This window comes from Sphingomonas sp. J315, from assembly GCF_024666595.1.
In the GTDB taxonomy this organism is placed as follows: domain Bacteria; phylum Pseudomonadota; class Alphaproteobacteria; order Sphingomonadales; family Sphingomonadaceae; genus Sphingomonas.
The window spans coordinates 2,570,171-2,596,650 of sequence record NZ_CP088296.1; the positions used below are offsets into that span (position 1 = coordinate 2,570,171).

The following is a 26,480-nucleotide window of genomic DNA, read 5'->3' on the forward strand; positions in this document are numbered from 1 at the left end:
GTGCCGAGCCGTTAGCCTGTCATCCATGGCGCTGATCGACCATTTCTTCACCCGCGCGGTGAAGCGCGGCGAGCTCACTGTGATCCACGCGGATGGCAGCGCGCGCAGTTTCGGTGCGCCGGATGCTGATCTGGCACCCGTCACGATCCGCTTTACGCATCCATCGGTGGGTCGTCATATTCTGACCGATCCGGCGCTGGGAGCTGCCGAAAGCTTCATGGACGGGCAGCTGGTGATCGAGCGAGGCGACATCCTCGCCTTGCTGCGCCTGATGACCGCGAACAACCGGTGGGAGGACAAGACCGGCAACTTGACGCCCGGCGCGTTCAGGCGCGCGTTCGACAATGTCCGTTTCCGGCTCGACCGGGTGAACATGGCGCGGCGGTCGAAGCGCAATGTCGCACATCATTACGACCTGTCGGCACGGCTATACGACCTGTTCCTCGACGCCGACCGGCAATATTCGATGGCCTATTTCACCGATCCGGCGAACAGCCTGGAACAGGCGCAGCTGGACAAGAAGGCGCATATCGCGGCCAAATTGGCGATCCAGCCGGGCATGTCGGTGCTCGACATCGGCTGCGGCTGGGGCGGGATGGCGCTCTACCTGCACGAAAAGACCGGGGCGGAGGTGCTGGGGGTCACGCTGAGCGAGGAGCAGCTCAAAGTCGCGCGCGCGGGGGCGGAGGCGGCGGGGGTGGCGGGCAAGGTGCGGTTCGAGCTGATCGACTATCGCCACGTCACCGGGCAATTCGATCGGATCGTGTCGGTCGGCATGTTCGAACATGTCGGCCCGGCGCATTATCGCACCTTCTTCGCCAAATGCCGCGAGCTGCTGACGCCCGACGGGGTGATGCTGCTCCACACGATCGGACGCGCGGGTGGGCCGGGGGTGACCGATGCGTTCACCGCCAAGTATATCTTCCCCGGCGGCTATATCCCGGCGCTGTCGGAAATCCTGCGCGGGCATGAGGAATTGCGCTTTTTCCTGACCGATGTGGAGGTGCTGCGCCTGCATTACGGCCATACGCTTCAGCATTGGTACGACCGCGCAATGGCCGCGCGCGACCAGATCGTCGCGCTGTACGACGAGCGCTTCTTCGCGATGTGGACCTATTATCTCGCCGGGTCGCTGGTCAGCTTCGAGAATGGCGGGCTGGTCAATTACCAGCTGCAATATTGCCGTTCGCGCACCGCGCTGCCGATCACCCGGGACTATATGGCAGAGGAGGAAGCGCGGCTGCGCAGCTGATTACTGGACGCCGATCTGCTCGACGTCTGCGCCGAGATAGGTGCCGAGTTCCGCACGTGTCACCTTGCCGTCGCCATCCTTGTCGACCGCAGCGAACCACGCATCGGCCTTTGCCCAATCGGTACGCGGCGAGCTGACCGGCGCGCGCGGTGCGCTCGCCTTCTTCGACTGGCGCGCTGCGGCATAGGTCGCCTCCGCGCTCCCCTCGAAATCGAAGCGCGCGCGCACTTCGTCGCGCTCGATCGACCCGTCTTCGTTGAGGTCCAGATCGGCGAAGCGCTCGGCGGCGCGGCGCTCGGCTTCGGCTCTGGGCAACGGGCCGGGGGCGACGCCCATCGGCTGTGCCTGAAACGCGAGCAGGGCGAGGGCGACGTTCATGGCCGTCGCTCCAGTGCCGCGAGCCGTCGTCCGGTCGTGATCGTCTGCACCAGGAACAGCAGGATCAGGATCGTGCCGATCCCGCCGACAAACAGGTCAAAGCCGGAAATTGTGCCGAACAGACCGCGATCCGGCCCCAGTACCCACATCATCACCGTCATGCCAATCAGCATCAGCCGCAATTCCGTCGGCCCCGCAGCAAGATAGGACAGGCGCAGTTCGCCGACCACGCGCGCCGACAGAAAGGCGTGAATCGACATCAGCAAATATCCGGCCAACGCGATCATCGCGATGTCCATCGTCACGAAGGGGCTGAGCCCAATCCCTGCGACGATCAGCAGATTGGCCAGCCCGTCGCAGCTATGGTCGATGAAATAGCCATAGGACGGCCGCTCGATCCGCCGCCATCGCGCCAGGCTGCCGTCAAGCGAGTCGCCGAACCATTGCACCGCATAGCCCGCCAGCGTGAGCGCGAGCCAGTCCATGCTCCAATTGCTCGCGACATAGCCGACGAAGACCATCACCGCGCCGATCATGCCGATCGCGGTCAGAATGTCCGGCGTGACCGCAGATGGCATATGCGCGCACAGCCAGTTGAGGATTCGGCGCTCGCTTGCCGCCAGCCAATTCTGCTGGACCCGCTCGAGTGCGGGCGGCGCCTGTCGTTGATCTGTCATACTTCCCTATCCTCCATGCGGGAGGTTCGGGCAATGCCGTGAATAGACGGGGTGCGTCCCGTTCCGGCCAGAGCGAGTGCCGCCTAACTCAATTCGGATATTTCGCGTTCATATAGGCGAGCGCGTCGCGGGTGATCTCCTCCAGCACGGTCATGTCCACGTCGGCCAGCTTCTTGATGTAGAGGCACGACTTGCCGGTCTTGTGCTTGCCCAGCCGCGCCAGCTTCTCCGGCTGGCCGGGGTCTTCGGTCAGGACATAGAGCACCAGTTCCGCCTTGCGCGGCGAAAAGCCGAGTCGGCACATGTCGCCCTCGTGCCCGCTGTCATATTTATAGTGATAGCTGCCGAAGCCGATGATCGACGGTCCCCACATCTTCGGCGACTCGCCGGTGATCCGTTCGAACATCGCGCAGACGGTCTTTGCGTCGTCACGGCGGATGGGATTGTCGACCGCGTCGAGATATGCGCCGACATCGACGGGGGTGGGCTTGGTCTTGATCTCGGCCACGGCATGACCTCGCTGGATTTTCCGCCAGTCTAGCCGCAAGGGGCGGCGATGCAATCGGCCCCGCTCACCCGCCGTTCGATTCTGGCGCAGGCCTGGCCGATCATGCTGGGGCAGACGACGGTGCCGCTGGTCGGGCTGGTCGATACCGCCGTGATCGGATGGACCGGCGATGCCGCCGCGCTGGCCGGGGTGGCGCTGGGGACGGCGATCATCAGCTTCATATTCTGGGCGTTCGGCTTCCTGCGCATGGGGATGACGGGCCTGACCGCGCAGGCGCATGGCCGGCGCGCGCGGGCGGAAGTCGATGGCCTGCTGGTGCGCGGGGTCGCGGCGGGGCTGGGGATAGGTGCGGTGCTGGTGGCGCTCCAGATTCTGCTGGTCCCGGCGGCGTTCGCGTTGCTGGCCGGGGGTGGGGCGCTCGACGCGGCGGCGCGGGAGTTCGTCACGGCGCGCTTCCTCGGCGCCCCCGCCGCGCTCGGCTTCTACGCGATCAATGGCTGGCTCTACGGCCTGGGCCGCACGCGCGAGACGCTGGCGCTCCAGATCCTCGTCAACCTCGTCAACGGAGTGCTGGATGTCCTGTTCGTCTGGCAGTTCGACATGGGAGCGCGCGGCGTGGGGCTGGGCACCGCGATCGCCGAATGGGTCGGGCTGATCGCCGGGATCGTGCTGGTCGTGCGGATGGCCGGCCCGCGCGCCCTGCTCGCCCAGCGCGCCGGATTCTTCCATGGCGAAGCGTGGAAAAAGCTCTTCGCGGTCAACGCCGACATCATGGTGCGTACGATCGCGCTGCTCGCGCTGTTCCTGTGGCTCGCCAATGCCGGGGCGCGGCTCGGCACCGTCCCGCTCGCTGCGAACCATGTGCTGATGCAGCTGGTCAGCATTTTCGCCTTCGTCCTCGACGGCTTCGCCTTCACCGCCGAATCGCGGGTCGGGCAGGCGGTGGGGAGGGGGTCACGCAGCGACCTGAGGCGCGCGATCCGGCTGACGGGGGAGTTTTCGGTCGGCTTCGGCCTGTTCGCGACACTGGCCGCGTTGCTGTTCGGCGGCGCGCTGATCGACCTGCTGACCACCAATGTCGAGGTGCGCGAGGCCGCCCGCGCCGTCCTTCCGCTCGCCGCGCTGGCCGCGATCGTCGGGGTTCCGGCATGGCTGCTCGACGGCGTGTTCATCGGTGCGACGCAGGGGCGAGCGCTGCGCAACGCCGCGATCCTCGCCACGACCTTCTACATCGCCACCGACCTGTTGCTGCGCCCGCTCGGCGCGACCGGCCTGTGGCTGGCGCTGCTGGCGAGCTACTTTTTCCGCGCCGGGTTGCTCGCGATCCATCTGCCCCGGCTGTTCGCCACGGTTGCGGAACCCGCCCCCGGGCCTAGAGGCGCACCCGAACTTCCCTCTGGAGCAACAGCAATGGCCGACAAGATCAATCGCGTGGTTCTCGCCTATTCGGGCGGTCTCGACACCAGCGTGATCCTGAAATGGCTGCAGCAGGAATATCAGTGCGAGGTGGTGACCTTCACCGCCGATCTGGGGCAAGGCGAAGAGCTGGAGCCCGCGCGGCAAAAGGCGCTGAATGCCGGGGTGAAGCCCGAGCACATCTATATCGATGATCTGCGCGAGGAGTTCGTCCGCGATTTCGTGTTCCCGATGATGCGCGCCAATGCGCTGTATGAGGGGCTGTACCTGCTCGGCACGTCGATCGCGCGCCCGCTGATCTCCAAGCGGCTGATCGAGATCGCCAAGGAAGTGAATGCCGATGCGGTCAGCCATGGCGCGACCGGCAAGGGCAATGATCAGGTCCGTTTCGAACTGTCGGCCTATGCGCTCAACCCGGATATCAAGGTCATCGCACCGTGGCGTGAATGGGACCTGACCAGCCGCACCAAGCTGATCGAGTTCGCCGAACAGCACCAGATTGCTGTGAGCAAGGACAAGCGCGGCGAAGCGCCGTTCTCGACCGACGCGAACCTGCTGCACACCTCGTCCGAGGGCAAGGTGCTCGAGGATCCGTGGGATGAAACCCCCGACTATGTCTATTCGCGCACGGTGAACCCGGAGGACGCGCCGGACACGCCCGAATATATCACGATCGATTTCGAGAAGGGCGATGGCATCGCGCTCAACGGCGTGGCGATGTCGCCCGCGACGCTGCTGGCGGCGCTCAACGATCTGGGGCGCAAGCATGGCATCGGCCGGCTCGATCTGGTCGAAAACCGCTTCGTCGGCATGAAGTCGCGCGGCATGTACGAGACGCCGGGCGGCACCATCTATCACCTCGCGCATCGCGGGATCGAGAGCATCACGCTCGACCGCGGCGCCGCACACCTCAAGGACGAATGGGCGCCGCGCTATGCCGAGATGATCTATAACGGCTTCTGGTTCGCGCCCGAGCGCGAGATGATGCAGGCGGCGATCGACTATTCGCAGCAAAAGGTCGCCGGGACCGTGCGGCTGAAGCTCTACAAGGGTGGCGTCTATGTCGTCGGGCGCAAGTCGCCTTACTCGCTCTACAGCGAAAAGGTCGTGACGTTCGAGGACGACCAGGGCGCCTATGACCAGCGGGACGCGGCGGGGTTCATCAAGCTCAACGCGCTGCGGCTGCGGTTGCTGGGGCGGCGGGGGCAGTAAGCTCGATCAACCACAGGTCGGGCGGGGCGCCGATGCGGATCGGCAATACGCTGGTCCCAAGCCCCGCGCCGACCACGATGGTTCGCGCGCCCTCCCGGATCAGCCCGCAGGCGAAGCGATCTCCATAGCGCGACATCGTCGCCGGTCGCCCGATCAGCGGGAGCGCGACCTGGCCACAATGCGTGTGCCCGGCGAGCACCAGCCCGAAGCGCTCGGGTAGGTCCGGGACGATATCGGGCGAATGGCTGAGCGTGACCACCGGTCCCGTGAGCGGCGCGACGGCGCGGATCAGCGCCGCCGGATCGGCGCGGCCGGTGAAGTCGTCGTCCGCCCCGGCGAGGATCAGCCCGGCTCGGCGGGTGACGCTGTTGCTCAACACGGTGACCCGGTTCGCCTCCAGCGCGCGACGCATCCCGGCGGTGTTGCGCCAATGATCGTGATTGCCGAGCACCGCGACGACGCCATGCCGCGCGCGCAGCCCGCCAAGTGGGGCGACGGCCTCAGTCTCCGCATAGCGGTGCGTCGACACCCGTTTGTCGCTCACCAGATCGCCCGCAATCAGCACCAGGTCGGGCCTGAGCGCGTTTACCTGAGTCACGATCCGGGCGAGCCGTTCGGGCGGCATGTCGGGTCCCGCGACATGCAGGTCGCTGAGCAGCGCGACGCGGAGCGGCGGCTGGCCCTTCGGCCAGTCCGCCATCGCGATGGTCGCGGTGCGCACGGTGGGATCGCGCAGCGCCCCCAATAGCCATAGCCGGCCAATGCGAGGCCGAGGAGCAGGCCGATCAGGAGGATGCGTTTCATTCCGCCAGCCTAACGGTAGGGCTCGGGTGCGCAATCGCGCTCGACGAACGTTAACCGGGATGGGATAGCGAAGCGTCATGGGGGCGGGGCGATCGATAGTCTGGCGTGACAACGCGGTGGCGGCTGGGCTGGCGGCCCTGCTCGCACTCGTTTGGGCATGGCGCGATTGGGCGGCGCTGTCGGCGTTGCAGTTGCCCGATACCGACGATGTGATGCGGTTGCAGCAGATCCGCGACTGGCTGGCAGGGCAGGGGTGGAACGACCTTGCCCAGCATCGGCTCGGCCCCGAGGGGCTGGAAATGCACTGGTCGCGGCTGCCCGATCTGGTGCCGGGGGCGATCGTCGCATTGCTGACCCCGTTGCTGGGGGCGCATGGGGCGGAGCTGGTCGCGGTGATGCTGTCGCCGATGCTGCTGTTTGCAGCCGCGCTGATGCTGATTGCGTCGATCGCGCGACGGCTGGAGGTTTCAGCACCGGTGGCGGTGGTGGTCGCCGCGCTGGCCTACCCCGCCAGTGCGCTGTTCCTGCCCGGCCGCATCGACCATCACGGGGTGCAGCTGGTGCTGGTGCTCATCCTCGTCCGCGCGCTGATCTGCCCGGGCGGGTGGCGCAGCGGCGTTTCGGCGGGCGTGGCGAGCGTCGCCTCGCTGGTGGTGGGGATGGAGACGGCGCCCTTCCTTGGGCTCGGCGGCGGAGTGCTGGTGTTGCGCTGGGCGGTCGCGGGGGAGGGGGAGCGGCCTCGGCTGCTCGGTTATGGCGTGGCGCTGGTTGCGGGTCTCGGCATCGCCGCGCTGTTGTTCCGCACGAGCGGGTGGAACGTCGCCAGCTGTGATGCCTTTGCCGCACCGCTGTGGCGCGCCGCGCAAGTGGCCGCGCTTGTGCCGCCCGGGCTGGCATTGGCCGGAAGCCGCCTTGTGGCGCCACGCGCACGGGTGGGCGCGGCGATCCTGCTCGGCGGTGTCGCGGCCGCCGTCGCGCTTGCTCTCTCTCCGGCCTGTCTGTCCCCCTATGGCGGGGTCGATCCGTTGCTTGAGCGACTGTGGCTGGCGCGGGTGGCGGAGGCACAGCCCTTGTTCGTCGCGCCGCTGGATCGTGCCATCGGCTATGTCGGGCTGGCGCTGGTCGGGCTTGGCGCGACGGCGTGGCAGTGGCGGCAGTCGCGCGCGGTGGAATGGGCGGTACTGGCCGCGTTCCATCTGGCGGCGCTGGCGTTGGCATTGGTCCAGCTACGCGGAATTTATGCGGGGACCTTGCTCGCCGCACCGGCGCTGGCCGCGCTGATCGCCGAGGCACGGCAACGCGGGCCGCTGGTGCTTGCCGCCGCATGGATCGCGTCGGCGGGGTTGGTCTATCCCGCGCTGGGAGGTCTTGCTGCGCCCAAGCCGGAAGCGGCGCAGTGCGACGGCGGGGCTGTGCTCGCGCAACTCGCGGCGCAACCCGCCGGGACGGTCGCCGCGCCGATCGATCTGGGTGCCTATGCGCTGGCCGAGACGCGCCACCGCATCCTCGCCGCACCGTACCACCGCAATGCCGAAGGCAACCTCGCCGTCTATCGGCTGGTTGATTTGCCGGTCGCGCGGGCACAGGCCGAGGCGGGGCGGCTTCGGATCGACTATCTCGCCGACTGCGGCGGTGCGTGGGACGAGCTGGGCGCCCCGCCCGCCGGATCGCTGCGCGCCGCGTTGCGGGCAGGGACGCCACCGGAGTGGCTGACCCCGGTTGCGGCGGGCGCGAGCGTCTATCGGGTGGCGCGATGAGCGGGCGCTGGTGGGAAAGCCGGTGGTTCTTCGCCTCCGCGCTGCTGCTCGCGGCGCTCCCATTACTGTGGCCCGCTGTGCCGCCGCTCACCGATCTGCCCGGCCATATCGGACGGTACCGCGTGATGCTGGGCGATGAGGCGACGCTTCTCGATCGCTATTACAGCTTCGAATGGCGGCTGGTCGGCAATCTCGGCGTCGATCTGTTGGTGGCCGCGCTCGGCCCCATCATCGGGCTGGAACCTGCGGTCAAGCTGGTGGTGATCGCGATCCCCGTGCTGACGACCGGGGCGTTGCTGTGGCTCAGCCGCGAGTTGACCGGGCGGGTCAGTCCATGGGCGCTGTTCGCGCTGCCGCTGGCCTACAGCTATCCGTTTCAGTTCGGGTTCGTGAATTACTGCCTCGCCATGGCGCTTGCGCTCGGCGGCTGGGCGTTCTGGCTTAGGCTCGGACGCCTGAACCGGATCGGGCTGCGCACCGCGATCTTCATGCCCTTCGGACTGATCGTGTGGACGTGCCACGCGATGGGCTGGGCGATGCTGGGCCTGTTCGTCGTCGCGGGCGAATGGGCGGCGCGGGCCAAGGACAGACCAATACTGCGCGCCGCGTTCGATGCCGCCATCGCCACGGTCCCGCTCGCACCGCCGGTGCTGGCGATGCTGGTCTGGAGTGGCGGCGGGGGGCGCGGCGGAGACCGGGCGCTTCATCGACCTGGTCGCGAAGCTCAAGGGGCTGGGCAGCGTGCTGCGCGACCGCTGGATCTGGCTCGACCTGCCCGCCCTGCTGGTGGTCGTCGCCGCCGTCTATGCCGGTATCCGGGGACAGGCTGGGCGGATCGCGCCACAGGCGGCCGCCGCTGCCGCGCTGACCGCCCTCGCCTTTCTGCTGCTGCCCTTCACCCTGCTCGGATCGGCCTATGCCGATCTGCGTTTGCTCCCCTTCGCCTTCGCCGTGGCGCTCGCCGGGTTGAACCCGAAGGAGGGCGCACCGGTGCGTGCGATCGCTCTGGCAGGACTTGCCTTCTTCCTTGTCCGCACCCTCGCCACCGCCACCAGCTTCGCGCTATACGATGCCGACTGGCAGCGCGAACTCGTCGCGCTCGACCACCTCCCGCGTGGGGCGCGCGTCTTCGCACTGGTCGGGGACAGCTGCGACCAGCCCTGGGCGCACAGCCGCCGCACGCATTTGCCCGCCTTCGCCACCGCGCGCCGCGCCGCCTTCGCCAATGATCAATGGCGGATGGAGGGGGCGCCGCTGTTGAGCGTCAAAGTTCCAGCGGGCTATTTCGCGCATGACCCGTCACAGATTTCGGTCGTACAGCCCTGTCCACACGATCCCAATCTGCTGCCCCGCGCCGATGCCTTGACGGACTTTCCGCACAACCTGTTCACGCATGTCTGGCTGATCGATGCGCCGATCCCGCCACATGCCGCCGCTGGCCTGACTCTCGTCTGGAAACAGGGCGGGTCGGCGCTCTATGCGGTCGACCGTTCGGCAAGCCGCTTGCCCGCAGGTGCTGCGCCGCAGTAAAGGCGGTCGGATGCAAGGGGGCATTCCGACAGAAACGCCGCAATGGTGGCAGACGCGCTGGTTCGTGCTGTTCGCGGCGTTCGCGGCGGCGATCCCGCTGTTGTGGCCGGATATCCCGCCGCAGGTCGACCTGCCCGGGCACATGGCGCGCTATCGCGTCCAGCTGAGCCATGCCGAGGTGCCCTGGCTCAACGACTGGTACAAGTTCGAGTGGAGCCTCATCGGCAATCTCGGGCTCGATCTGCTGATCATACCGCTCGAGCCGATTTTCGGGCTGGAGCTGGCGGTCAAGCTGATCGTCATCACGATTCCGGTGCTGACCGTCACCGGCCTGTTGTGGATCGCGCGCGAGGTGCATGGGCGCATCCCCGCGACCGCGTTGTTCGCGCTACCGTTGGCCTACAACTACGCCTTCCATTTCGGTTTTGCGAACTTCGCATTGTCGATGGCGCTGGCGCTCAACGCCTTTGCGCTGTGGCTGCGGTTGGCGCGGCTGGGCAAGATCCGGCTGCGCGCGGTGATCTTCGTGCCGATCGGCATGTTGATCTGGGTCACGCATACCTTTGGTTGGGGCACGCTGGGCGTGCTGTGCTTCGCCGCCGAGCTGATCCGCCAGCATGATATGCGTGGGCCGCGCACAGGGCCGTGGCACGCCAATTTCGTGCAAAGCTGGGTCGTGCCCTGGTTCATGGCGGGCATTCACTGCCTGTCGCTGATTCCCGCCGCAGTGCTGATGCTGATGTGGCGCAGCGCGGGGGATGTCAGCGGGGTCACCGGCGACTGGTTCAACTGGCGTGCGAAAATCTGGTGGGTGCTGATGGTCCTGCGCGACCGCTGGCAGCTGTTCGACATCGCCTGCCTCGGCGTGTTGTTCCTCGTCCTGCTCAAGGGGCTGCGCGATCCCAATATCGAATATTCGCGGCATCTCGGCATCTCCGCGCTGTTCCTGATCGCAGTGTTCATCCTGCTGCCCCGCGTGGTGTTCGGGTCGGCCTATGCCGATATGCGGCTGGCACCGTACATGATCGCCATCGCGGTGATCGCGTTGCGGCCCAAGCCGGGGATGACGACCCAGGGCGCGAAGCTGTTGGCGATGGCCGGACTCGCCTTCTTCCTCGTCCGCATGGGTACGACGACGTGGAGCAACTATCTTTACGACAAGTCCTATGATCGTGAGCTCAAGGCGCTTGATCATGTGCCCGAAGGCGCGCGGCTGCTGAGCTTCGTCGGCGAGACTTGCTACAACGAATGGACGATGACGCGGCTCCAGCATCTGCCCGGCATGGCGATGGTGCGGAAGCTGGCATACACCAACGACCAATGGTCGATGGCGGGCGGGCAATTGCTCACGGTCCGCTACAAACAGGCGCGCGGGTTCAGCCATGACCCGTCACAGATCGTCACCGACACCAAATGTCCGCGCGAGTGGTGGCGGCCGGTCGCGGTCAGCCTCGCGCGCTTCCCGCGCCATGCCTATGACTATCTGTGGGTGATCAGCCCGCCCAATTACGACAAGCGGCTTGAGGCGGGTTTGATCCCGGTCTGGCGCGACGGCAACAGCGCGCTGTTCAAGATCGATCATGGCACGCCCGCCGCGATCCTGAACCCGGAGGATCTCGGCCCCTATCGCGGCCATATCCAGAAAATGCGCGAGTTTCTCGAGCGCGACAAGCAGAAGCAGCTGGAGGCGTGGAAGGCGGCGAAAAAGGAAGCCTAACCGCCCCGTTTGAACGGCGTCATTTCGCCCAGAAATTCCTGTTCCCGCGCCACCGCGTCGCGCTCGCGCACCAGATACTCCTCGATCGCGCGGCGGAAACCGGGGTCGGGGATATAGTGCGCCGACCAGGTCGTAACGGGTACATAGCCACGCGCCAGCTTGTGTTCGCCCTGCGCCCCCGCCTCGACTCGTGACAGGCCGCGCGCAATGGCCGCCTCGATCGCCTGATAATAGCAGAGCTCGAAGTGGAGGAACGGTACGTCCTCGACGCAGCCCCAGTACCGCCCGTACAGCGCATCGCCGCCGATCAGGTTGAGCGCGCCCGCGATCGGCCGCCCGTCGCGTTCGGCGAACATCAGCAGCACCCGATCGCCCATCGCCGCGCCCAGCATCGAGAAGAAGGGGCGGGTGAGATAGGGGCGGCCCCATTTGCGGCTGCCGGTGTCCTGATAGAAGGCCCAGAAGGCGTCCCAATGCGCCTCGGTGATCTCCCCGCCGGTCAGGTGGCGGATCGTCAGGCCATCCAGCGCCCGCTCACGTTCCTTGCGGATCGCCTTGCGCTTGCGTGAGGACAGCACGGCGAGGAAGGCGTCGAAATCCGCATAATCGCGATTGTGCCAGTGAAACTGCGTCCCCGCCCGGACCAGCCACCCGGCTTCCTCGAACAGCGGAAGCTGGCCCTCGTCGACAAAAGTGACGTGTGCCGACGACAGCCGGTTATTGTCGGTCAACGCGCGGATGCCCGCGATCAGCGCGGGGGCCAGCGCCGGATCGCGCAGCAACAAGCGCGGGCCCGGTACGGGGGTGAAGGGCACCGCGACCTGAATCTTGGGGTAATATTTGCCGCCTGCGCGCTCGTAGGCATCGGCCCAGGCGTGATCGAACACATATTCGCCTTGGCTGTGGCTCTTGGCATAGGTCGGGGCGATGGCCGCGGGGACGCCGTCCGCGTCCTCGATCACGATCGGCAGCGCCTGCCACCCCGCCGCGACCCCGACAGATTCCGATGCTTCCAAAGCCGACAGGAAAGCGTGCGACAGGAAGGGGTTGGTGCGACCCGTACAGGCGTCCCACTGCGTCGCCGGGATCGACGCGACTCCTTCGGCGATGCGGGCTGAAACAGTCTCTGGCACGGGTCCGATCTAGGGAGCGTCCTCGTTTCCGCCAAGCGGCGCTTCACTGCGCACGCCCGCGACGCTGCCGATGCGGTCGCCCTTGCTGCTGCGGAAGTGAAGCACTTGCTGCGGGAAGGGGATTTCGATGCCGTGTTCCTGAAACTTGACCCATAGCCGGTTGAGCACGTCCGACTTCACATTGCCGACGCCGCCCTCGGGATCGCTGATCCAGGCGAGGATCTCATGCTCCAGCGCATAGTCGCCGAACGAGGTGAGCCAGACATTGGGGCGGGGGGGTGTCGAGCACGCGCGGGCTTTCCAGGGCGGCATCGAGCATCAGCTTCTGCGCCAGCTTGACGTCGGACTCATAGGCGATGCCGACCGGAATGCGGACACGGACATTGCGGTCGGAGAAGGACCAGTTCTCCACCTCCTGCGTCATCAGATTCTCGTTCGGAATCAGATGTTCCTTGCCGTCGCGGGTGATGACGCTCACCGCGCGCACGCCGATCTTGTTGACCCAGCCGAAACTGTCGCCGACCACGATGACATCGCCCGGCTTGATCGACCGGTCCATCAGCAGGATGATCCCTGCGATCAGGTTGCCGACGGTCTTCTGCAGGCCGAAGCCGACCGCGAGGCCCATCGCGCCGGAGAAGACCGCGAAGCTGGTCAGGTCGATCCCGAGCAGGTCTATGCCCAGCAGGAAGACAACGACGATCACCGCAATGCTGGCCAGCTTCTGCACCAGCAGTTTCTGGGTCGCGTCGAAGCCCCGCGCCTGGCCGATCGAATGCGCGATGACGCGGTTGGCGAGGCGCGCGGCGGCGTAGAGCGCGATGGCGGTAATCAGGATCGTCACCACCGCGAGCAGCGAGATTCGCCGCGTCCCGACATCCATGCCGATCCGGTCGAGCGTGTCGGTGATGACGTTGAACCCGCCGATCGCATGGCTCAGGATCGCGGCGAACATGGTCGTTGCGACCGCCCAAGCGCTCCATCGCGGCATGTGCAGCCCACGCATGAATACCAGCACCGTCATCGCGCTGGCCGATGCGAGGGCGAAGCCCAGCCCTGCCTCCGCCAGACGTGTCCAGGTCCAGGAATTGAGCACGATGGCGAGCAATAATGCCGCGCTGCCGTGACGGACCAGCGCATTCATCCGGTGCGCCAGCCCCTCGACATGATTGCCCACGCGCGCCTGCCATAATGTCGCAATAGGTGGACCCAGCCGGCGTCCGGCCAGCCAGCCGGCGGTGAGCACGGCAATGGCGATGCCGCCAGCGATCGCGGCTTCGATCAGCTCTGCTGTGCTCGGCGCACCGAATCCGCTGTCGGCGAGCCAGCGGGCAAGCGCGGGCGGAATCACGTCGTCGCCCGGAACCGGTCGAGCCCGGCGGCAAGGTCGGCGATCAAGTCGGCGGAATCCTCCAGTCCGATCTGCAATCGCACCGCCAGCCCCGCTGCCTCCCACTTTGTCGCGCTGCGGTGGCGCTGCGGGTCGATCGGGATGGCCAGGCTCTCGAATCCGCCCCAGCTATAGCCGATGCCGAACAGCTCCAACCCGTCGATCAGCGCGGCGCGCGACGCCTCGGTCCCGCCCTTGAGAACGAAGCTGAACAGTCCCGCCGACCCCTTGAAGTCGCGGACGAACCGGTCGTGGCCGGGGCAGGAGGGGAGGGCTGGGTGCAGCACCTGCGCCACCTCGGGCCGCGTCTCCAGCCAGCGCGCGATCTCCAGCGCCACTGCGCCATGATGCTTGAGCCGCACCGCCATGGTGCGCAGGCCGCGCGAGCCCAGCCAGGCATCGTCGGGGCTCGCGGTCTGGCCCAGCGCGAAGCTGGTGTCGCGCAGCTTTGCCCAGTGCGACGGCGCGGCGGTGACGCTGCCCAGCATCACGTCGCTATGGCCGACGACATACTTGGTGCAGGCGAGGATCGACAGGTCGACGCCCAGCGCCATCACCGGGAACAGCAAGGGTGTCGCCCAGGTATTGTCGATGATCGTCGTCACGTCGTGCGCCTTGGCGGCAGCGACGATGGCGGGGACGTCCTGTACCTCAAAGGTCAGGCTGCCCGGGCTTTCCATGAAGATCGCGCGGGTGTTGTCGCCGATGAGGTCGGCGATGCCGCCGCCGATCATCGGGTCGTAATAGCGTGTGGTCACGCCGAACCGCGTCAGGAAGCCGGTCGCGAAGCTGCGCGTCGGGTCATAGACGCTGTCCGCCAGCAGCAGCTCGTCGCCGGGCGACAGCACGCTGAGCAGCGCGGCGGAGACGGCGGCGACACCGGAAGGGTAGAGGAACGTGGCCTCCGCCCCCGGCTCCAGTTCCGTCAGCGCTTCGGCGAGGCTCCACTGCGTCGGGGTGCCGCGGCGGCCGTAGAACAGCCGGTGGTGGGTGTCGCGCCCCGCCGCCGCGCGCAGCTGCGCGACATTGTCGTAGAGGATGGTCGACGCGCGCCACACCGGGGGGTTGACGATGCCCTGGGTCCATTCGGGCCGCCGTCCCGCGCCGACGACCTTCGTCCCGTCGCCCTTGCCCTCGCCATTGTTCATGCCGCGCCCGTCGCCTTGGGCGTGTCGGGATGCGCACCCCATTCGACCCAGCTGCCGTCATAGAGCGCGGCGGGATGGCCGAGCAAATGGAGCGCGAACACGATCACCGCCGCGCTGATCCCCGATCCGCAGGTGGCGATCACCGGTCGCTCGACCTCGACCCCCTCATCCTCGAACGCCAACCTCAGGCTGGTCGGGTGCTTCCACGTCCCGTCGGGGTTGAAGAAGGATGAATAGGGGATGTTGGCGCTGCCCGGAATATGGCCGCTGGCCAAGCCGGGCCGGGTTTCCTTCTCTTCGCCGGTGAAGCGGGCGGCAGAGCGGGCATCGACCAGTTGCTCGGCATGGCTGACGATATTGGCCAGCACCTGATCGCGCGTGCGGACCCGCGCCGGATCGGGGGTGACCGCAAGTGTTGCCGGGGCCGGGTTGGCGGCGCCGGTCTCGACCGGACGCTCTTCCTTCACCCAGCGGGCAAAGCCGCCGTCGAGCAAAGCCGCCTCGATCCCGAACGCACGCAGCATCCACCAGGCGCGCGTCGCGGTATGGTGGGGGGCATTGTCGTACAGCACGATCCGGTCGCCCGTTCCGACGCCCAGTGCGCCCAGCTGCGTTGCGAACTGTCCGGCGTTTGGGAGCATCGTCGGGAGGGGGCTGGTGCTGTCCGCAATCGCGTTGATGTCGAAGAACGCCGCGCCGGGGATATGCCCCGTCTCAAACTCCGCGCGCGCGTTGCGTCCCGCATCGGGCAGGAACCATGTCGCGTCGAGGATCCTGAGGTCGGCCGCGCCGAGCGCGTCCTCCAGCCATTGCGGGGTTACCAGCGCGTCCATCGTTTCACCCTAATCCGCGCAGGGTGCCGCGTCGAGTTTCCGAATCGCGCACGAACGCCTAAATGGCCGACATGACTCCAAAGCATCTCGGCCAAACCAGCGCGCTTCCCGCTTCCCCCAAAGAGGCGGTGCTCGATTACGTCCCCAATCCGCGACCCGGCACCGATTATCTGATCCGCTTCGCCGCGCCCGAATTCACCTCGCTCTGCCCGATCACCGCCGCGCCTGATTTCGCGCATTTGGTGATCGATTATGTGCCGGGCGAGACGATCGTCGAATCCAAGTCGCTCAAGCTGTTCCTCGGCAGCTTCCGAAATCATGGCGCGTTCCATGAGGATTGCACCGTCGGCATCGGCCAGCGATTGTTCGACGAGATGCAGCCCAAATGGCTGCGCATCGGCGGATACTGGTATCCGCGCGGGGGCATTCCGATCGATGTCTTCTGGCAATCGGGGGAGCCGCCCAAGGGCGTGTGGATCCCGGCACAGGACGTCCCGGGCTACCGCGCGCGCGGGTGATTTCGACCGATTCAACGATGTTGCATCGCAGCATGGTTGCAACCATAATGTCACGATAACGTTTGGAGATTGCTTGCCCGGCATTCGGGCTAACCCATGTTGCTGTTGCGAAGGATGTCGGGATGACGCGAACGTCGCCGTTGCCTGATCGGGTCGATCATATTGCGCTGGTCGGCAATTTCCTGCCCCGCAAGTGCGGGCTCGCGACCTTCACGACGGATTGTTACCAGGCGCTGCGTACGCGCTTCCCGGATATGCGGGTCGATGTCTACGCAATGGACGACAGGCCCGGGGCCTATGCCTTCCCACCCGCCGTCACTGCGACGATCCCGCAGGACGACCGTGCCGCCTATCTCGACGCTGCGCGCGCCATCGATGCCTCGGGCGCGCAGGCGATCTGGGTCCAGCATGAATATGGCATCTATGGCGGATCGGCGGGCGAGCATCTGATCGCGCTGCTCGACCGCACCGGCCTTCCTGTTATCGCGACGCTGCACACGGTGCTCGAAGCGCCCAATTCCGACGAGCGCCGGGTGATGGAAGCGCTGCTGCGTCGCGCCGCGCGCGTGATCGTGATGGCGGAGAAGGGGCGCGACATTCTTCGCCGCGCGCATGGCGTCGATCCGCGCAAAGTCGTGGTGATCCCCCACGGGGTGCCAGACCGCGCTTATGTCGATCCCGATTCAATGAAGAGCCGCTTCGGCTGGGACGGGCGCCAGGTCATCCTGACGTTCGGCCTGCTCGCCCCCAGCAAGGGGATCGAGACGGTGATCGAGGCGCTCCCGCAAGTCGCGGCGAAGCATCCTGACGCGCTCTATGTGATTCTCGGCGCGACCCACCCCAATCTGGTGGCGCATGAGGGCGAGGCGTATCGCGACCGGCTCCATGCGCTGGCCGCGCAATTGGGGGTCGAACGGCACATCGCCTTCGTCAACGCCTTTGTCGACCAGGACGAACTGCTCGATTATCTTCAGGCGGCGGACATTTACGCGACGCCCTATCCCAACCCGGCGCAGATCACGTCGGGGACGCTGTCCTATGCCGTGGCGATGGGCAAGCCGGTGGTGTCGACCCCCTATGTCCATGCCACAGAGATCCTCGCCGACAATCATGGTGTGCTGGTCCCGTTCGGCGACAGCAGCGCGTTCGCGGAAGCGATCGGTGCACTGCTCGACGACGGCGATGCGCGCGCGGAAATGGCGCGCCGCGCCTATGCGCGCGGGCGGACGATGATCTGGCCGCGGATCGCGGAGGCAGTAGCGACCCTGATCGATGCGGTGCGAGACACGCGCCCGCCGCGCCTTGTGGTGAATCCGACGTCGCGCGCGACCGTGCTGGCGGGCGATTTCCGCGCGGTCGAGCGGATGAGCGATGCGACGGGGATGCTCCAGCATTCGATCTATGCCGTGCCCGACCGGCGTCACGGCTACTGCATCGACGACAATGCCCGCGCGCTGATCCTGATGCATCGCATCGACCCGATCGACGCGAGCGAGCGCGACCGCTGGACCAGCATCTATGCCGCGTTCGTGCAATTTGCGTGGAACCCCGATGCACGCCGCTTCCGCAATTTCATGCGATCCGACCGCAGCTGGTGCGAGGACGAGGGATCGGAGGATTCGAACGGTCGCACGCTGTGGGCGCTTGGCGTCACCGCTGCTGAGGCGCGCGACGTCAAATATCGCGACTGGGCGCGGGTGCTGTTCGACCAGACCGCGTCGATCGCGTTCGATTTCGGCAGCCCGCGCGCCCGCGCCTTTGCGATGCTGGGTGCCGCCGCGATGCTTGACGCGCATCCGGGGCATGCATTGTCGCGGACGCTGCTCGAACGCTTTGGCGAAGAGCTGGTCAGCCTGCTCGACGCCGCGCGCCGGCCCGAATGGGAATGGTTCGAGATCGTCCTCGCCTATGACAATGCCCGACTCCCTGAGGCGCTGATCCGTGCCGGACGCGCGCTCGACCGACCCGATTTCGTTGCGTGCGGCCTGTCGACGCTGAGCTGGATCGTCGGGCAGCAGACCTCGCCCGAGGGGCGCTTCCGCGCGGTTGGCACGGAGAGCTTCGGGCGCGCCTATGCCGATCCGATGCCATTCGACCAGCAGCCGCTGGAGGCACAGGCGACGATCGATGCCTGCGCCGCTGCGTTCGACGCGAAGGGTGAAGCGCGCTGGGTGGATGAGGCGCATCGCGCCTATCGCTGGTATCTCGGTCAGAACGACCTCGACCTGCCGCTCGCCAGCGCTGCGGATGGCGGCTGTTTCGATGGGCTGACCCCGCACGGGCTCAACCGCAACCAAGGTGCCGAATCGATCCTGGCACTCCAACTGGCGAATTGCGCCATTTCCGCCCTTTCGCGTCGCGCGCAATTCGTGGCAGACCCGGGAAAAGCCGTCGCTTAGTCATGGCGACCGCGCTGAAGAGTCCGGGGGGACGCATGCTCGACCTGTATCATCATCCGCTGCGGCTTCACGCCGACCCCTCGCGGGTGGTGGTGCGTCCGTTTCACATCGGCTGGCAGTCGACCAATGGCGCGCCGTCGCGGACCGAGCGGCTGGTGCGTGCGGTGCTCGACATGTCGCCGGGCGAGGCGCGCGCGCAGCTCGAGACAGTGCTCAAGGATTTCGAGGCGCGCCACTGGCAGACGCGGCGCGTGTTCATGACCCGCTATGACGAGATCGAGGTACAGTTGGGCCTCGACGGCGCGAGCATTGGCGACGAGAAACGCCAGCTGATCGGTGCCTATTTCTGCCACGAGTACAGCTATGCCGCCGCCGCGCTGATGAACCCGAGCGCGGTGCCACATTACGACCAGTCGGGAATGCCCAGGGGCAGCCTGCGCATCCTGATGAGCCTGCGTGCGGTGGGGGGAGGGGCATATCTCCTCGGTCGCGTTTCGCGAGGGGATTATCACCGACAAGAACGAGCTGACGCTCGCGCCCGAACCGCCCTTCGCGACCTCTGCCGACGCCCATGAGGCGGAGGAGCGCGCGCCGGAGGGGCCGGTCAAGGTCTATCGCCACCGCGATTCGACGCTGTCGGGGACGCTGCTGTTCCCGATCACCCGCGCCCAGTCCAACGGGCTGGAAGATATGCGCCTGACGCGCTTCACCCATGACGACGGAAGCGACGAGTGGCTGGGGACCTACACCGCCTATAACGGGTCGCAGATCCAGTCGGAGATGCTGCGCACCCGCGACTGGCGCGAGTTCGATCTGGTCCCGATGACCGGCAGCGCCGCGCGCAACAAGGGCATGGGTCTGTTCCCCCGCAAGGTCGGCGGCAAGTACATGATGATCGGGCGACAGGATGGGGAAAATATCTTCCTGATCGAATCCGATCGCCTGACCCATTGGGACGAAGGGGTGAAGCTGATCACCCCCAAATTCCCGTGGGAACTGGTTCAGATGGGCAATTGCGGCCCGCCGATCGAGCTGGACGAGGGCTGGCTGATGCTGACCCATGGGGTCGGGGCGATGCGCAAATATTCGATCGGCGCGGCGTTGCTCGACAAGGATGATCCGTCGAAGGTCATCGGTCGCACCAGCGAGCCGATCCTGGCGGCGGCGAGCGAGGACCGCGAGGGCTATGTTCCCAATGTCGTCTATTCGTGCGGCGCGCTCCGCCATGGGGATTCTATCTTCATCCCCTATGGTGTCGCCGACAGCTCGGTTGCCTTCGCCTTCGTGTCGATCAAGTCGTTGCTGGCGGTGATGTAGGGGGCGGGTTCACCGCCCCTTGAACAAGCCGCCGAGAATCCCGCGCACGATCCCGCCGACGACGCTGGCGCCGACGCCGGATTTCTTGCCGAAGATCGCCTTTGATACCTCGCCCGCGACTGCGCGACCGGCGGCAGTCGAGGCGGACTGGGTCGCGGATTTGACTGCGCGATTCCATGGATTGTTCGCGGCCTCGCGCTCGGCCTTGCGTTTCGCCGCTTCCTCCAGCCGCGACTGACGGTCGGCTTCGCGCTGTGCAGCGAGGCGCTGGCGCTCCGCTTCCTTGGCGGCGCGTGCCTCTTCCTTGGCTTGGGCGAGCGCAGCCTTTTCGGCCGCGTCCTGCGCCTTGGCTTCGGCAGCGGCGGCGGAGGCTTCGGTCGCCTTGGCGGTCAGCAGTTCTTCGGCGGACTCGCGGTCGACCAGTGCGTCATATTTCGCGCCGACCAGATCGGTCTCGATCAGGATCTTGCGCTCCTCCGGCGTGACCGGCCCGACGCGACCGCGTGGCGGCTTGATCAGCGTTCGCTGGACCGGAGAGGGCGCGCCGTCGGCCATCAGCACCGACACCAGCGCCTCACCGACCTTGAGTTCGGTGATCGCGGTTTCGACATTGAGGTCGGGGTTGGCGCGGAAGGTTTCAGCGGCGGCCCGAATCGCCTTCTGCTCGCGCGGGGTGAAGGCGCGCAGCGCGTGCTGGACGCGGTTGCCGAGCTGGCCGGCGACGTCCTCGGGGATGTCGATCGGGTTCTGGGTCACGAAATAGACGCCGACGCCCTTCGACCGGATCAGGCGAACGACCTGTTCGACCTTGTCGAGCAGCGCCTTTGGTGCCTCCTCGAACAGCAGGTGCGCCTCGTCGAAGAAGAAGACGAGCTTGGGCTTGTCGGGATCGCCGACCTCGGGGAGCGATTCGAACAGCTCGGACAGCAGCCACAGCAGGAAGGTGGCGTAGAGCCGGGGCGAGGCCATCAGCTTGTCGGCGGCGAGGATGTTGACCACGCCATGGCCATTGTCGTCGGTCTTGATGAAATCCTGAATCGACAGTGCCGGTTCGCCGAAGAAATGTTCGCCGCCCTGGCTGCGCAGCTGGAGTAATTGCCGCTGGATCGCGCCGACGCTGGTTTTGGCGACATTGCCGTAGCGCGCGCTCAGTTCATCCGCCCGCTCGCTGCATGCGGCGAGCATTGCCTGAAGGTCGTCGAGGTCGAGCAACAACAACTCGTCATCGTCCGCGACCTGAAAAGCGATGGCGAGCACGCCTTCCTGCGTGTCGTTGAGCCCGAGCAGCCGCCCGAGCAGCAGCGGCCCCATTTCGGAGACCGTGGTGCGGACGGGGTGCCCCTGCTCGCCGAACAGATCCCAGAATTGCACTGGCGCTGCGGCATATTGCCAGTCGGTATAGCCGATTTCCACGGCGCGCTTGGTGAACGGCTCGTGGGTCTTCGCGGTCGGCGATCCGGCCATCGCCATACCCGAAAGATCGCCCTTTACATCCGCGGCAAACACCGGAACGCCTGCGCGGCTGAAGCTTTCGGCGAGGCCCTGAAGCGTGACCGTCTTGCCGGTGCCGGTCGCGCCCGCGACAAGGCCATGCCGGTTGGCGCGCTTGAGGACCAGCGCCTGACGTTCGCCCCCGCCCAGACCAATGAACAGATCGCTCTCGTCCGACATGCTGCGCTCCCGATGATCAGAAGCGCAGCATTAGGGAGAATGCGTGCCGAGGCCAGCCCCTATCAGCGGGCGAATGCGACCGCGCGATAGGTGCCGACGCCGCCGCGCGCCATGATGTAGAGCACGACCGAGTCCGCGCCCGATGCCTTGGCCGCGTTGACCAGGCGGGCGAAGTCCGCCGGCGTCTCGATCGGTTGACGGTTAACAGAGGTGATGACGAGGCCGCGTGTCAGCTGCTTCTGTGCGGCGTCGCTCGCCGGGTCGACTCCGACGATGACGACGCCCTTGGTTGCCGGATCGACGCCAATGGTGCGCGCAATCTGCGGGGTCAGCGCGGTCACGCTGACGCCGAGCGAAGCGGGGCCGGCCTGGGTTGCGTCGTCGCCACCGGGCGCGCCTTCATCGGCATCCGGATCGAAGCCACCGATCTGCTCCTCGGGCGGGCGCTTGCCGACGGTCACCTGCACCGTCATCGGCTTGCCGTCGCGGATCAGTTCGACCGGGATGCGCGTGCCCGGCGCAACGCGCGCGGCGAGGTAGGACAGGGTCTGGTCGGGGGTGACGTCCTTCCCGTCGATCTTGACGATAATGTCGCCCTGCTTGATCCCGGCCTTGGCCGCAGCCTCGCCCGGTTCGACCCGGCTGATCAGCTCGCCCTTGCCCTTGGGCACGCCGAATGACTTGGCGAGATCGTCGGTCAGCGGCTGGATGCCGACGCCGAGATAGCCGCGCTCGACGCTGCTGCCCTTCATCAGCGTTTCGATAATCGCCTTTGCCTCTGACGAGGGGATTGCGAAACCGATGCCGACATTGCCGCCGGTCGGCGACAGGATCTGCGAATTGATCCCGATGACGTTGCCGCTGAGGTCGAACAGCGGACCGCCGGAATTGCCGCGGTTGATCGACGCGTCCGTCTGGATGAAGCGGTCGAGCGGGCCGCCCTGGCCGGTCGCGCGATGCAGCGCCGAGATGATGCCCGCAGTCACCGAACCGCCCAGCCCATAGGGGTTGCCGATCGCGATCACCCAGTCGCCGACGCGCGACTGGTTCGAATCGCCGAGACGGACGAAGGGCAGGTTCGCGCCCTCGATCTTGAGCACGGCGAGATCGGTGGCGGGATCGCGGCCGATCAGCTTGGCGGTATATTCGCGGCGATCGGCCAGCGTCACCTTGATCGTTTCGACCACTGCGCCGCGCTGGCCCGCCGAAATCACATGGTTGTTGGTGACGACATAGCCATCGGCCGAGATGAGGAAGCCCGAGCCGAGCGATTCGGCCTGACGCGTCACCGGTCGGCCGCCGCCGCCCTGCTGGCCGCCGAACAGGTCACCGAACGGCGTGCCCGCGAACGGATTGGCCTGGACCTGCACCCGCTGCGTGGTGGAGATGTTCACCACCGCAGGCTGGAGCTTTGCCACCATGTCGGCAAAGCTCATCGGCGCGCCGGCGCGCGGCGCCGATGCCTGAATTGCGCCCGGCTCATTCTGTGCTGTCTGGGCACCGGCTGGGTTCTGGAGCACCAGCGCAGCGCTCGCGCCGCCGATCAGGAGCGCGGAGGTGATCGCATAGGCATAGCGCACTTGAGTGGTTCCTTTGGTCATCTGGCCCTTGGAGTTGCGGCCCTTGCCGGGCGAAGTTTCGGTCATCGGTGTATTACTCGCCTGAGATAGCTGAACGGCGATTGAATATGAACGAACCGACAGCCGTTGGGGTCCGGTTGGTTCCTGACACGTGGTGACCAGAGCCTAACGGCCCTGGCCCCGGAATTCGCGCAGATAGTCATTGTCCGGCGAGAGAATGATCGACGTCTCGCCCATCGGATCACGGCCATTGCCGAGAAAGGTGGTGCGATAGGACTGCATCGCGCGCCAGAAATCGTAGAATTGCGGATCCTTGTTGAACGCGGCCGCATAGATTTCCGCCGCTTTCGCATCGGCTTCGGCGCGGATGATCGTCGCGTCCTTCTGGCCGTTGGCGCGGATCGTCGTCGCTTCCTGCTGGCGCGCGGTCGCCATGCGGTTGAGGGCGGATTGCAGCGGGCTACCCTCGGGCAGGTTGGCCTGCTTGATCCGGACGTCGACGATCTCGACGCCATATTGGCTGGCATAGCGCTGCAGGCCGGCCTGGATGTTGTCCATCACCGCCGTGCGCTCGGGGCTGAGCAGCGACGCGAAGGTGCGCTTGCCGAGTTCGGCGCGCAGCGCGGACCCGAACAACGGCTGGAGCTGGTCGGCGACGCGACGCTCGGTCCCTGCCGTCACCACCATGCGCAGCGGATCGACGACGCGGAAGCGGGCAAAGGCATCGACTTCCAGCCGCAGCTGATCGGTCGACAACACCGGCTGGTTCTCCAGCTCGATGTCGAGCACGCGCTTGTCGACCCAAACCACGCGCTGAACGAACGGCACCTTGACCTTGATGCCGGCGCCAGTGCTGCGACCGAATTGCTCGCCTGGCTGATATTTGTTGATCGTGCGGACCGGCTGCTCGAGCTGAAGGATCACCGCCTGCTTGGTCTCGTCGACGATGAAAACGGTGTTGAGCAGCACGAAGAGCAGCGCGAGGGCGAGCCCCCCGAACAGGACGGGGCGGGTGAGGATCGAGTTCACTGTGCGCCTCCCTGTTGCTGGGCTTGCTGGGCAGGTTGCGCCTGCTGGCCTTGCTGAACCTGTGGCTGTGCGGGATTGCCGCGCGCCGCCGGGAGCGGAAGATAGGGGGTCACGCCGCGCGTCTCGATCACGGTCTTGTTCGACTTGGCCAGCACCGCTTCCATCGTCTCGTAATAGAGTCGACGGCGGGTAACCTCGGGGGCGAGCTTGTACTGCTCGTAAATCTTGTCGAACTCGGTCGCGGCACCCTGCGCGCCCGCGAGCACCTGCTGGGCATAGGCGCGTGCCTGGTTGCGGTCGCCTTCTGCGGCTTGCTGCGCGGCAGTGACCTGCTTGAATGCCTCATCCACCGCAGCCGGGGCCGAGGCGTTCTTGATCGAAACGCCGCGAACGCGGACGCCGGAATTATACTCGTCGAGGATCGTCTGCATCGTCTGCTGTACCCGCGCCTCGATCACCGTGCGACCCGGACCGATCGCGTCGTTGAGCGTGACCCCGGCGACCGCCGCACGCATCGCGCTTTCCGCCGTCGCACGCACGGTCGTCGTGGGCTCGGCGATCTGGAAGACGAAATCCTCCGGATTGGCGATGTCCCAGCGGACCGCATAGGCGAGGTCGACGATATTCTGATCCTGGGTCAGCATCAGATTCTCGCCGCTGCCCTGCGGGAAATCCTCATTGGTGATCTTCTGGACATTGACCTTGTCGACCGTCGCGATGGGTGCGGGCAGGGTCATGGCAATGCCTGGCTCCATCGTGTGGGAGTAGCGACCGAGCAACTTCACCACGCCGCGCTGTTCCGGGGTGATGACATGGACGCTGGTAAAGGCGATCCAGGCGAGCACGAGCAGCCCGATCGCGATCAGCACGACCGGCCGGCCGGGCATGCCGGTGGGCAGGCCACCACGGCCCCCGCCTCCGCCGCCGCCCTTGCGCGCGCGCTTCAGGAAATCGTCGAGGCTGCTGACATTGGACTTGCCGCCACGCTTGCCCTCGGGCGGGAATGCCCAGGGATTGCGCGGCCCGCCGCCGTTACCGCCCGAGCCGGCATCGCCGCCCTTGCCGTCGTCGTCGCCGCTCCCGCCGCTGCCACCGCCCCACGGGCCCTTGTTCTCGTTCCACAGCACTCCGCCGACTCCGGCAGCGCGCGCGATCCAGCCTTTCAGTCTCGCCATACCGGTCTTTATAGGGACCGCGCGGCGGATTTACAGTGGCACTAGTCGAAAGCCGTCCTATGTCGCGCGGCATGACCGATCAGACCGAACTTCAGGCCCTCCTCGCCCCCATCGCCGCTGGCCGCGCCACGGTGCGCGTCGAGGGGGCACGCGCCAGCATCATCCTCGACGTCACCGGGCTGCCAGACGCGGCGCAGGATGCGCTGGAGGCCGATCTGCGCGCCGTTGCGATGGTGCCGGGGATCGACGAAGTGCGAATCGCCCGCACGGCGCAGCGCGTCAGTCGACGCCTGATCGCGGTGGCGAGCGGCAAGGGCGGGGTGGGGAAATCCACCGTCTCGGCCAATCTCGCCATCGCGCTGGGACGTGCCGGGCGCAAGGTGGGGCTGGTCGATGCCGATATCTATGGCCCGTCCCAGCCCAAGCTGATGGGGGTCGAGGGTCGCAAGCCGGTCGCGCACGACAAGAAGCTGGTGCCGCTCGCGACCGCGTTCGGCGTGCCGATGCTGTCGATGGGCGGGCTGGTCGAGGAGGGGCAGGCAATCGCGTGGCGCGGGCCGATGGCGGCGGGGGCGCTGACCCAGCTGGTCGATGCCAATTGGGGCGCGGCGGACACGTTGGTGCTCGATCTGCCTCCGGGCACCGGCGACGTGCAGCTGACGATGATCCAGAAGCATCGACCAGCGGGTGCGGTGATCGTCTCGACCCCACAGGATCTGGCGCTGATCGACGCGACCCGGGCGATCGACCTGTTCGCCAAGGCGGGCATCCCGGTGATCGGGATCGTCGAGAATATGGCGGGCTATGCCTGTCCGCATTGCGGCGAGGTATCGGACCCGTTCGGCAAGGGCGGGGCGGAGGCTGCGGCGGAACGGCTGGGCGTGCCGTTTCTGGGGCGCATCCCGCTCGATATCGCGATTCGCACCGCGTCCGACGCTGGCACCCCGCCGGCTGCGGGGAACGGGGTCGAGGGCGCGGCGTTTGCTGAGATGGCCGGGAAGGTGCTTTCCTGGCTGGAGACGCAGAAAGGCTGAGC

At 66.6% G+C, this 26,480-nt stretch carries 20 protein-coding genes and 3 pseudogenes; 10 read left to right on the forward strand and 13 right to left on the reverse strand.

The genetic code is table 11. The annotated features are described in order from the left end of the window. The first annotated feature begins 25 nt into the window (after positions 1 to 25). Positions 26 to 1,252 carry a cyclopropane-fatty-acyl-phospholipid synthase family protein gene (locus tag LRS08_RS13170; protein WP_260480821.1) on the forward strand — a complete coding sequence of 409 codons (1,227 nt, stop codon included), beginning with the start codon at positions 26 to 28 and terminating at the stop codon, positions 1,250 to 1,252. Here the strand turns inward: LRS08_RS13170 and LRS08_RS13175 are convergent, their stop codons facing one another. From LRS08_RS13175 to LRS08_RS13185, 3 genes are all read right to left on the reverse strand, one after another. Continuing rightward, complete coding sequence (locus tag LRS08_RS13175) at positions 1,253 to 1,630, reverse strand: EF-hand domain-containing protein (protein WP_257843265.1); 378 nt, start codon at positions 1,628 to 1,630, stop codon at positions 1,253 to 1,255. Further along, positions 1,627 to 2,307, reverse strand: a complete 681-nt coding sequence (locus tag LRS08_RS13180) for a CDP-alcohol phosphatidyltransferase family protein (RefSeq protein ID WP_257843264.1) — start codon at positions 2,305 to 2,307, stop codon at positions 1,627 to 1,629. Before LRS08_RS13180 ends, LRS08_RS13175 begins: the two co-directional genes overlap by 4 nt. Before the next feature lie 88 nt (positions 2,308 to 2,395). Next, positions 2,396 to 2,815: a DUF1801 domain-containing protein gene (locus LRS08_RS13185; protein ID WP_257843263.1), complete on the reverse strand. Its 420-nt coding sequence runs from the start codon at positions 2,813 to 2,815 to the stop codon at positions 2,396 to 2,398. 102 nt (positions 2,816 to 2,917) lie between these two features. On the opposite strand from LRS08_RS13185, the pseudogene LRS08_RS13190 reads away from it, so the two are divergent. Further along, positions 2,918 to 4,081, forward strand: a pseudogene (locus LRS08_RS13190) (MATE family efflux transporter); the annotation flags it as partial. 144 nt (positions 4,082 to 4,225) lie between these two features. After that, entirely contained in the window at positions 4,226 to 5,443 is a 1,218-nt protein-coding gene (locus LRS08_RS13195; RefSeq protein WP_257843261.1) for an argininosuccinate synthase, read from the forward strand. Here the strand turns inward: LRS08_RS13195 and LRS08_RS13200 are convergent. Next, positions 5,400 to 6,188 (reverse strand): metallophosphoesterase, encoded by a 789-nt coding sequence (locus LRS08_RS13200; RefSeq protein ID WP_260480822.1) that lies wholly within the window; start codon positions 6,186 to 6,188, stop codon positions 5,400 to 5,402. The genes LRS08_RS13195 and LRS08_RS13200 overlap by 44 nt on opposite strands. A 136-nt stretch (positions 6,189 to 6,324) precedes the next feature. On the opposite strand from LRS08_RS13200, the gene LRS08_RS13205 reads away from it, so the two are divergent. Next, on the forward strand, positions 6,325 to 8,004 hold the full coding sequence (locus LRS08_RS13205; RefSeq protein WP_260480823.1) for a hypothetical protein: 1,680 nt from the start codon (positions 6,325 to 6,327) through the stop codon (positions 8,002 to 8,004). A 62-nt stretch (positions 8,005 to 8,066) separates the two neighbouring features. On the opposite strand, the gene LRS08_RS13210 is transcribed toward LRS08_RS13205, so the two are convergent. Beyond that, positions 8,067 to 8,525: a hypothetical protein gene (locus tag LRS08_RS13210; RefSeq protein WP_260480824.1), complete on the reverse strand. Its 459-nt coding sequence runs from the start codon at positions 8,523 to 8,525 to the stop codon at positions 8,067 to 8,069. A gap of 148 nt (positions 8,526 to 8,673) precedes the next feature. Between LRS08_RS13210 and LRS08_RS13215 the strand changes: the two genes are divergently transcribed. Next, the gene (locus LRS08_RS13215) at positions 8,674 to 9,534 is read left to right on the forward strand and encodes a hypothetical protein (RefSeq protein ID WP_260480825.1); all 861 of its coding nucleotides are present in this window, start codon (positions 8,674 to 8,676) and stop codon (positions 9,532 to 9,534) included. Between the two features lie 10 nt (positions 9,535 to 9,544). Continuing rightward, entirely contained in the window at positions 9,545 to 11,251 is a 1,707-nt protein-coding gene (locus LRS08_RS13220) for a hypothetical protein (protein WP_257843256.1), read from the forward strand. Here LRS08_RS13220 and LRS08_RS13225 read toward each other — a convergent pair. The 4 genes and pseudogenes from LRS08_RS13225 to sseA all read right to left on the reverse strand — a co-directional run bounded on the left by LRS08_RS13225 (position 11,248) and on the right by sseA (position 15,755). Beyond that, complete coding sequence (locus LRS08_RS13225; RefSeq protein ID WP_257843255.1) at positions 11,248 to 12,384, reverse strand: GNAT family N-acetyltransferase; 1,137 nt, start codon at positions 12,382 to 12,384, stop codon at positions 11,248 to 11,250. The genes LRS08_RS13220 and LRS08_RS13225 overlap by 4 nt on opposite strands. A 9-nt stretch (positions 12,385 to 12,393) precedes the next feature. Beyond that, a pseudogene (locus tag LRS08_RS13230) lies at positions 12,394 to 13,732 on the reverse strand (mechanosensitive ion channel family protein). Beyond that, entirely contained in the window at positions 13,732 to 14,922 is a 1,191-nt protein-coding gene (gene metC / locus LRS08_RS13235) for a cystathionine beta-lyase (protein ID WP_260480826.1), read from the reverse strand. The pseudogene LRS08_RS13230 and the gene metC overlap by 1 nt, the downstream one beginning before the upstream one ends. Beyond that, complete coding sequence (gene sseA, locus LRS08_RS13240) at positions 14,919 to 15,755, reverse strand: 3-mercaptopyruvate sulfurtransferase (RefSeq protein WP_260480827.1); 837 nt, start codon at positions 15,753 to 15,755, stop codon at positions 14,919 to 14,921. Before sseA ends, metC begins: the two co-directional genes overlap by 4 nt. A 71-nt stretch (positions 15,756 to 15,826) precedes the next feature. On the opposite strand from sseA, the gene queF reads away from it, so the two are divergent. The 3 genes and pseudogenes from queF (at position 15,827) to LRS08_RS13255 (ending at position 19,989) form a co-directional block, all read left to right on the forward strand. Continuing rightward, a complete protein-coding gene (gene queF, locus LRS08_RS13245; protein WP_374581232.1) occupies positions 15,827 to 16,273 on the forward strand; it encodes a preQ(1) synthase in 447 nt (148 codons plus the stop codon). A 122-nt stretch (positions 16,274 to 16,395) separates the two neighbouring features. Next, positions 16,396 to 18,672 carry a glycosyltransferase family 4 protein gene (locus LRS08_RS13250; protein WP_260480828.1) on the forward strand — a complete coding sequence of 759 codons (2,277 nt, stop codon included), beginning with the start codon at positions 16,396 to 16,398 and terminating at the stop codon, positions 18,670 to 18,672. 35 nt (positions 18,673 to 18,707) lie between these two features. Next, a pseudogene (locus LRS08_RS13255) lies at positions 18,708 to 19,989 on the forward strand (glycoside hydrolase family 130 protein). A gap of 9 nt (positions 19,990 to 19,998) precedes the next feature. Here LRS08_RS13255 and LRS08_RS13260 read toward each other — a convergent pair. The 4 genes from LRS08_RS13260 to hflK form a co-directional block, all read right to left on the reverse strand. Then, a complete protein-coding gene (locus LRS08_RS13260; RefSeq protein ID WP_257843251.1) occupies positions 19,999 to 21,660 on the reverse strand; it encodes a DUF853 domain-containing protein in 1,662 nt (553 codons plus the stop codon). A gap of 62 nt (positions 21,661 to 21,722) precedes the next feature. Further along, the gene (locus LRS08_RS13265) at positions 21,723 to 23,240 is read right to left on the reverse strand and encodes a Do family serine endopeptidase (protein WP_260481683.1); all 1,518 of its coding nucleotides are present in this window, start codon (positions 23,238 to 23,240) and stop codon (positions 21,723 to 21,725) included. A 165-nt stretch (positions 23,241 to 23,405) separates the two neighbouring features. Further along, a complete protein-coding gene (gene hflC, locus LRS08_RS13270) occupies positions 23,406 to 24,269 on the reverse strand; it encodes a protease modulator HflC (protein WP_260480829.1) in 864 nt (287 codons plus the stop codon). Continuing rightward, complete coding sequence (gene hflK, locus LRS08_RS13275) at positions 24,266 to 25,444, reverse strand: protease modulator HflK (RefSeq protein WP_257843249.1); 1,179 nt, start codon at positions 25,442 to 25,444, stop codon at positions 24,266 to 24,268. The genes hflC and hflK overlap by 4 nt, the downstream gene beginning before the upstream one ends. Positions 25,445 to 25,515: 71 nt before the next feature. On the opposite strand from hflK, the gene LRS08_RS13280 reads away from it, so the two are divergent. Beyond that, positions 25,516 to 26,478, forward strand: a complete 963-nt coding sequence (locus tag LRS08_RS13280) for an Mrp/NBP35 family ATP-binding protein (protein ID WP_257843248.1) — start codon at positions 25,516 to 25,518, stop codon at positions 26,476 to 26,478. The last annotated feature ends 2 nt before the right edge of the window (positions 26,479 to 26,480 follow it).